Source organism: Algoriphagus sp. (assembly GCF_039969895.1).
Classification (GTDB): Bacteria; Bacteroidota; Bacteroidia; order Cytophagales; family Cyclobacteriaceae; genus Algoriphagus.
In genome coordinates this window covers 1-6,273 of sequence record NZ_JBDVMZ010000018.1, presented here as the reverse complement: position 1 = coordinate 6,273, position 6,273 = coordinate 1, and the positions used below count along the sequence as shown (strand labels likewise).

6 protein-coding genes are annotated in these 6,273 nt (G+C 42.1%); all 6 read right to left on the bottom strand.

The annotated features are described in order from the left end of the window. Positions 1-402, bottom strand: a 402-nt coding sequence (locus ABJH64_RS14675; RefSeq protein WP_348299452.1) for a heme-binding domain-containing protein, incomplete at its 3' end; no start/stop codon positions are given. Further along, complete coding sequence (locus ABJH64_RS14670) at positions 399-1,007, bottom strand: DUF3347 domain-containing protein (RefSeq protein ID WP_348305577.1); 609 nt, start codon at positions 1,005-1,007, stop codon at positions 399-401. The genes ABJH64_RS14670 and ABJH64_RS14675, both read right to left, overlap by 4 nt. 73 nt (positions 1,008-1,080) lie before the next feature. Continuing rightward, positions 1,081-3,060, bottom strand: a complete 1,980-nt coding sequence (locus tag ABJH64_RS14665; RefSeq protein WP_348305578.1) for a copper-translocating P-type ATPase — start codon at positions 3,058-3,060, stop codon at positions 1,081-1,083. Between the two features lie 67 nt (positions 3,061-3,127). Further along, complete coding sequence (locus ABJH64_RS14660) at positions 3,128-3,586, bottom strand: DUF305 domain-containing protein (RefSeq protein WP_348334656.1); 459 nt, start codon at positions 3,584-3,586, stop codon at positions 3,128-3,130. A 2-nt stretch (positions 3,587-3,588) separates the two neighbouring features. Next, entirely contained in the window at positions 3,589-4,818 is a 1,230-nt protein-coding gene (locus ABJH64_RS14655; protein ID WP_348334653.1) for a TolC family protein, read from the bottom strand. A 2-nt stretch (positions 4,819-4,820) separates the two neighbouring features. Beyond that, the coding region (locus ABJH64_RS14650; protein WP_348334650.1) for an efflux RND transporter permease subunit at positions 4,821-6,273 on the bottom strand (1,453 nt) is incomplete at its 5' end.

Here is a 6,273-nt window from a genome sequence, read left to right as displayed (position 1 = left end):
ATCCGACAATATTGCATCTCGGTGAACCAGCGTATAAGAAGGAATAGGCATTTTTTCTTGCTCAATTTGTTTGATCATACTTTCCAATTTCATCTTTTTCATCCGCCCAGATAGACTACCAAATTCTGAGAAATTCAACTCTGCCATTCCCTCTTTGATATGCTTATCTAATAGCCAACCCGCTGGCTGCATATTACTGTACCAAGGGTAGTTGATCTGTTCACTATGGCAGTTGTAGCACGATGTTTTAAACATCTTTCGTATCTGCACCGGGGCATTATTTAGAATCAGAAAGTCATCGGGGCCTGAAGGTATATTAGGATTATGGTTGGTGGGAATGAATTGAATTCCCACCAATACAATTAGGAGTACATATAAGGACCCCCAGATTACCTTTTTCACCCGACTTCAATTACTTTTTTGACAGAACCACAGGTTTGCATCTTTCCAGCAAACAAAGGATTAACAATTTCTTCTGAATCACTCAGCCACATACCCCCCTCATTATTATTGTACATTGGGCAGTATTGCTCATAAAGTTTTCTGTCCGAACCTACAAGGGCCAGTAGATCTTCAAAATCTTTACCCATGGCCTGAAAATGTTCAATCTGATGATCCATTTCACTTTTAGCAATGTGTTCGCTGTGTTCTTGAATAACTTCAAGAATTTCATTCACAGTTGTTTTATTATCAGCAGACACATTATCGAAAGAGATCGTTTTGGCATTGTCAGCTAGTTTGGCAGCTGCTTTGGCAGCATCTTCTTTGTTGTTGGCACTTAGAGCTTTCTTAATTTCCAAGTATTCGTTAATAAGTTCTGTCTTAGATGCAGTTCTGGTCATGGTCATTTCTTGATCCATATTTTCCATCGTTTCAGACATAGCCTCATGGTCATGTTCTTCTGATCCTGCAGCGTGGTCATCTTTTTTTTTCTCTCCACAGGCGATAAGGGAAATTGACAGTCCGGCGATGAGTGCCAGCGATAAAATTGATTTTTGAGTTTTCATATTTTTTGAGTTTTAAATTGGTTTCATGATTGATTTAGGGGGTCATAGGGAATTATAATCAAAGCACGTTCATTTAGGATTTAATTTGTCTTTTTAATAATTGGGCGTTAAGTGCTACGATCACAGTACTGAGGCTCATCAAAGCTGCACCGATTGCAGGGCTAAGAATAATTCCTACACCTGCTAATACTCCTGCAGCCAGAGGTACTGCCACGATATTGTAGCCTGCCGCCCACCAGATATTCTGCATCATTTTTCTGTAAGTGGCCGTCCCGAAAAGGATTAAATTGGCAATGTCTTTTGGATTACTATTGACCAAAATGATATCGGCAGTTTCAGCAGCAACGTCAGTTCCTGAGCCCACTGCGATTCCCACATCTGCCTGAGCCAAAGCAGGTGCATCATTCACTCCATCTCCGGTCATTGCGACGAATTCACCTTTCCCCTGAAGGTTTTTAATAATCTTTTGCTTGTCTTCTGGCATTACCTCGGCATAGTAGCCATCCAAACCCAGCGTTTCACTTACAGCCTTTGCAACTATTTCATTGTCCCCTGTTGCCATAAGAACTTTTATCCCTTGCTTTTTGAGGGTATCTATTGCCTCTTTGGATTCCTCTCGAATTTCATCTGCCAATGCGATGAAGCCGATTAGTTTTTCATCTGAAAGAACAAAAACCACAGTTTCGTCTTCTGTTTTGAAAGCTCCTTCGGGTTGTTCGATTCCTTTTTGTTTTAATCCTCCAGGGCTTAAAATGCTGATTTCTTTTTCATTGAGATTAGCTTCTATACCCATTCCAGTGATATTCTGAAAGTTTTCAGCCTTGTCAAGTTTCAGATCTAGTTCTTTGGATTTCCTAACTATTCCAGCTGCTATAGGATGCTCAGAATTATTTTCAAGAGCAGCTGCGATGGCAAGTAATTCTTGATCGTCAGTTTCTGGATTAACACTTTTGAATCGGGTCACTCCAAATTCACCCTTGGTCAATGTTCCGGTTTTGTCGAAAATGATGGTAGTAAGTTTTCGGGAATTCTCGAAGGCTGTTCTGTTCCGAATTAATAGACCATGCTTCGCTGAAACAGAAGTAGAAATTGCAACGACCAATGGTACTGCCAGTCCCAATGCGTGGGGACAGGAGATGATCATGACAGTTACCATTCGCTCCAGCGCATAATTGAAGTCTTTTCCTAAACTTAACCATACTACCAGCGTGATAATCCCTGTTGCCAAAGCGATGTAAAACAACCACCCCGCTGCTTTATCTGCTAAATTTTGGGTGTTTGACTTTGTCTTTTGCGCTTCTGTCACCAATCCGATTACTTTGGACAAATAGGAGTCTTCACCGGTGTGCTTCACCTTAATTTTCAGTGCACCGTTGTCGTTGACTGACCCACCAATCACCTCATCGTCTTTTTGTTTTGATACTGGTTTAGATTCCCCGGTAAGCATGGATTCATTTACATGACTACTTCCTTCGAGAACCTGTCCATCAGCTGGAATTTTCTCTCCAGGCCTCACCAGAATGGTGTCTCCAGACTTTAGCTCTGCAATTGGTACATCTTCGGATTCTCCATTGTCCTTAATTCTCCTTGCTTCGGAGGGCATCATCTTTGCAAGTTCTTGCAAGGCATTTGATGCGCCCATAACAGATTTCATTTCTATCCAATGCCCCAGCAACATGATGTCGATTAAACTGACGAGCTCCCAAAAGAACATTTTTCCTGATAAGCCAAATACCACTGCGGAGCTATAGAAGTAGGCTACCGAAATAGCCAATGCTATCAGGGTCATCATACCTGGTTTCCTCTTTTTCAATTCATCGACCATGCCGATTAAGAAAGGCCAGCCACCGTAAAAAAAGACTATTGATGAAAGTGCAAACTGTAGGTATCTATCACCGTCAAATCTGAATTCATACCCTACAAGGCTCTGAATCATCGGTGCAAGGACTACTATTGGTAAGGTGATCACTAATGAAATCCAAAATCGTTTTTTGAAATCTTCGATCATATGCATATGATGCATGCTGTGATCATGGCCTTCCATTCCTTTCATTTCATGCTTTTCCTTATGAGGAGAGGCATGTTGCGTACTGCTGTGATGTGAATGATCCATAGTAATTCTATTTTTTAGCCTCCAGTCTTTTGATCATATCCTGCATCTGGGCTATTTCCCGCTTTTGGGCCACAATGATATCTTGCGCCAGTTTCTGAGCCTCTGGATCTTGAAGATTCGCTTTCTGACTCACCATGATTGCAGAAGAGTGATGTGGGATCATTGCTTTCATCCATTGCACATCAGCAATCAAAGTCTGATTTCTAAGCATGGTCAGTGTGCCTACAAAAATTATCGCAGCGCTCACAAGGATGATGTAATTGGCTTTTTTGTTTTCGTACATCCCCCACATAAATAACATCATAGAGATGGCCATGGGAGCCACCATCAAAATGGTCATGTAGGTTCTGGTGGTGCTGAGCATGACATGCTCGAAAAGATCTGCATTCAAAAACATGACTGCATACATAATGACGAATGAAACTGCCATCATTGCTGCGAATTTTACATAGCTTTTGCTTTTCATAATTAGTAGGTTTTAGCGGTTAGATAATTGATTTGTGCCAGGGAAGTCTTGTAAGTCACCATGGCTTTTAATTTCATTTTTTGGAATTCCAGCAGCTGCTGCTGTACTCGCAATACCTCTTCGAAGTCCCTTCCAGAATTGCTGTAGCCATTGTAAAGCAACTCTAACGTTTGTTCCGAAGTCACCACTTGCTTGTCATAGAGGCTGATCAAATCTTCCTGGATTTGCATATCGGAAGAATAGCGGTAATAAGAACCATAGAGCTTGTTGCTCAGCTCTGCCATTTCCAGTTTGTAAGATTCCTGCATAAGTTCTGCCTCCTTCTGAGCTCCCTTGTATTTTGCTCTGAAAATCGGAAGACTCATCGTGATCATAGGCATCAAGACATTCTTGCCATTGTCCGCCATAACGACATCTGTTCTTTCTCCGACCAGGACATAATCCACTCCAGCTCCCAGCTTCGGCATTCCTTGTTTTTGGGCAACCAACACAGAGGCTTCACTGGCTTGAATTTTCAGATCAATGCTTTCCAGCAATGGATTTGTTTGAATAGAATCAGGGGAAAGCATCTCGTCAGCATCCCATATTTCCAGCTTTTCTGAAATCTCTACCGGAGAATCATGAGACCTGGCAAGGAGGGAATTGAGCCAGGAATTGCTTCCTTTTATTTTCATCTTAAGTACCTCCATGTTTGTTTTTGATGCCTGAATCATGATATCTACTCGTAGTGCATCGGCTAGCGAACCTTGTCCATTTTCAAAATTGGAAGTAGCAAGTGAATAGTAGGTTTCTAAAATTCTCAGATTTTCTTCCTCAATAGCTATTAACTCGTGGGTCTCAAGCAGAGGATAATAAACTGCCGCCAATTGATTGTATAGCTGGTTTTTAGCATCCAAGAATTCCTGATACTTCGCTTCAGCCATTAAGGATGCTACATCTTCTTGTGCACGTAAGGTGCCAAACCAAGGGAACATCTGAGTTAAGGAAAAACGGGCTTGTTGCGGCCCCACACGGGTTTCCACTGGTGATACAAAATACCCAAATGACAGATTAGGATCTTGTAATGACCCAACTTGTGATATTTTTTCCATGGCAGCTTCAAATGCCTTGTATTTGGCTTGAAGCCCTGGATTGTTTTCGGCGGCCACTAGAAAATAGTCTTCTAAGCTTTGCGAAGCAGCTGAGAAACTCATCCCCAGGAGCAAAAGAAAGGAAAGTGTGAAAGTTCTCATTTTCAGCTTTTTTTAAGTTTTCGTTCTTCTCGAATGGAGTAAAGAACTGGTACAATAAAGTAGGTGATAGCCGCTACGATCATTCCTCCAAAGGCTGGAATAGCCATAGGAATCATGATGTCCGATCCCCTTCCAGAAGAGGTTAAAATCGGAAGCAATGCAATGATTGTGGTAGCTGAAGTCATCACGGCGGGCTTGATTCTTCGCTGACCAGCTTCCACAATAGCCATTCGTATCCTTTGTGGAGTATCAGTTTTATTTCGTTCAAAACTTTGATCCAGATATGTGGCCATTAACACTCCATCATCAGTGGCAATACCAAATAGTGCAATGAATCCCACCCAGACTGCTACACTTAGATTGATCTGGTGAACTTGGAACAGGTCTCGCATATTGGTACCGAAGAGATCAAAATCAGCAAACCATCCTTGTCCATAAAACCAAAGTGTGATAAATGCACCACTGAATGCCATGGCTATTCCAGTGAATACCATCAGGGAAGTAGTGACTGATTTGAATTGGAAATACAGAATCAAAAAGATAATAGCCAATACTGCCGGAACGATGATACTCAGCCGTTTCTCAGCACGAACCTGATTTTCATAGCTACCAGAAAACTTGTAGGTGATTCCTGCGGGCACATCCAGCTCCCCTGAATCAATTTTGCTTTGGATCAACTGTCGTGCATCTTCAACCACAGTCACCTCAGAATCCCCGTCTCTTTTGTCAAAAAGCACATAACCGACCAAGAAAGTCTCCTCGCTTTTGATGGCTTGAGGGCCACGTTTGTACTCAAAATCCACGAGTTGCCCTAAAGGGATTTGAGCTCCGGTAGGAGTTGGAACAAAGATCTTAGCCAAGCTTTCAGGGTCATCGCGCAATTCTCTTGGATAGCGAACACGCACAGGAAAACGCTCTCTGCCTTCTACTGTAGTGGTTATGTTCATGCCACCAATAGCCGTTTCTATAGTTTGCTGCACATTTTCTATCGTCAGTCCAAATCGCGCGATTTTTTCTCGGTTGATATTTAGATGCAGATAAGGTTTTCCCACGATTCTATCTGCGAAAACTGCTTCCTCTTTGACTGATGGAACTTGCTTCAGGATGTTTTCCAGTTGAATACCAAAGTCCTCTATAGTCTGTAGATCAGGCCCATATACTTTAATACCCATTGGTGCTCGCATACCTGTTTGGAGCATGACCAATCTGGTTTCTATCGGTTGTAATTTAGGAGCGGAAGTGATTCCCGGTATTTTGGTAACTGCGATGATTTCTTTCCATATATCATCTGGAGATTTGATGTGTTCCCGCCAGTTTCGGAAATACATGCCTTCCTCGTCAGGAATTAAGTTTTTGGCAGGCTTATTTTGTGCGATTGCATCTTGGTTGGAAAGGGTATCTCCCGTGGAAAAAATGAATCGGTCTTCCTTGTCAGTTTTAAACCGCTGTTTATGG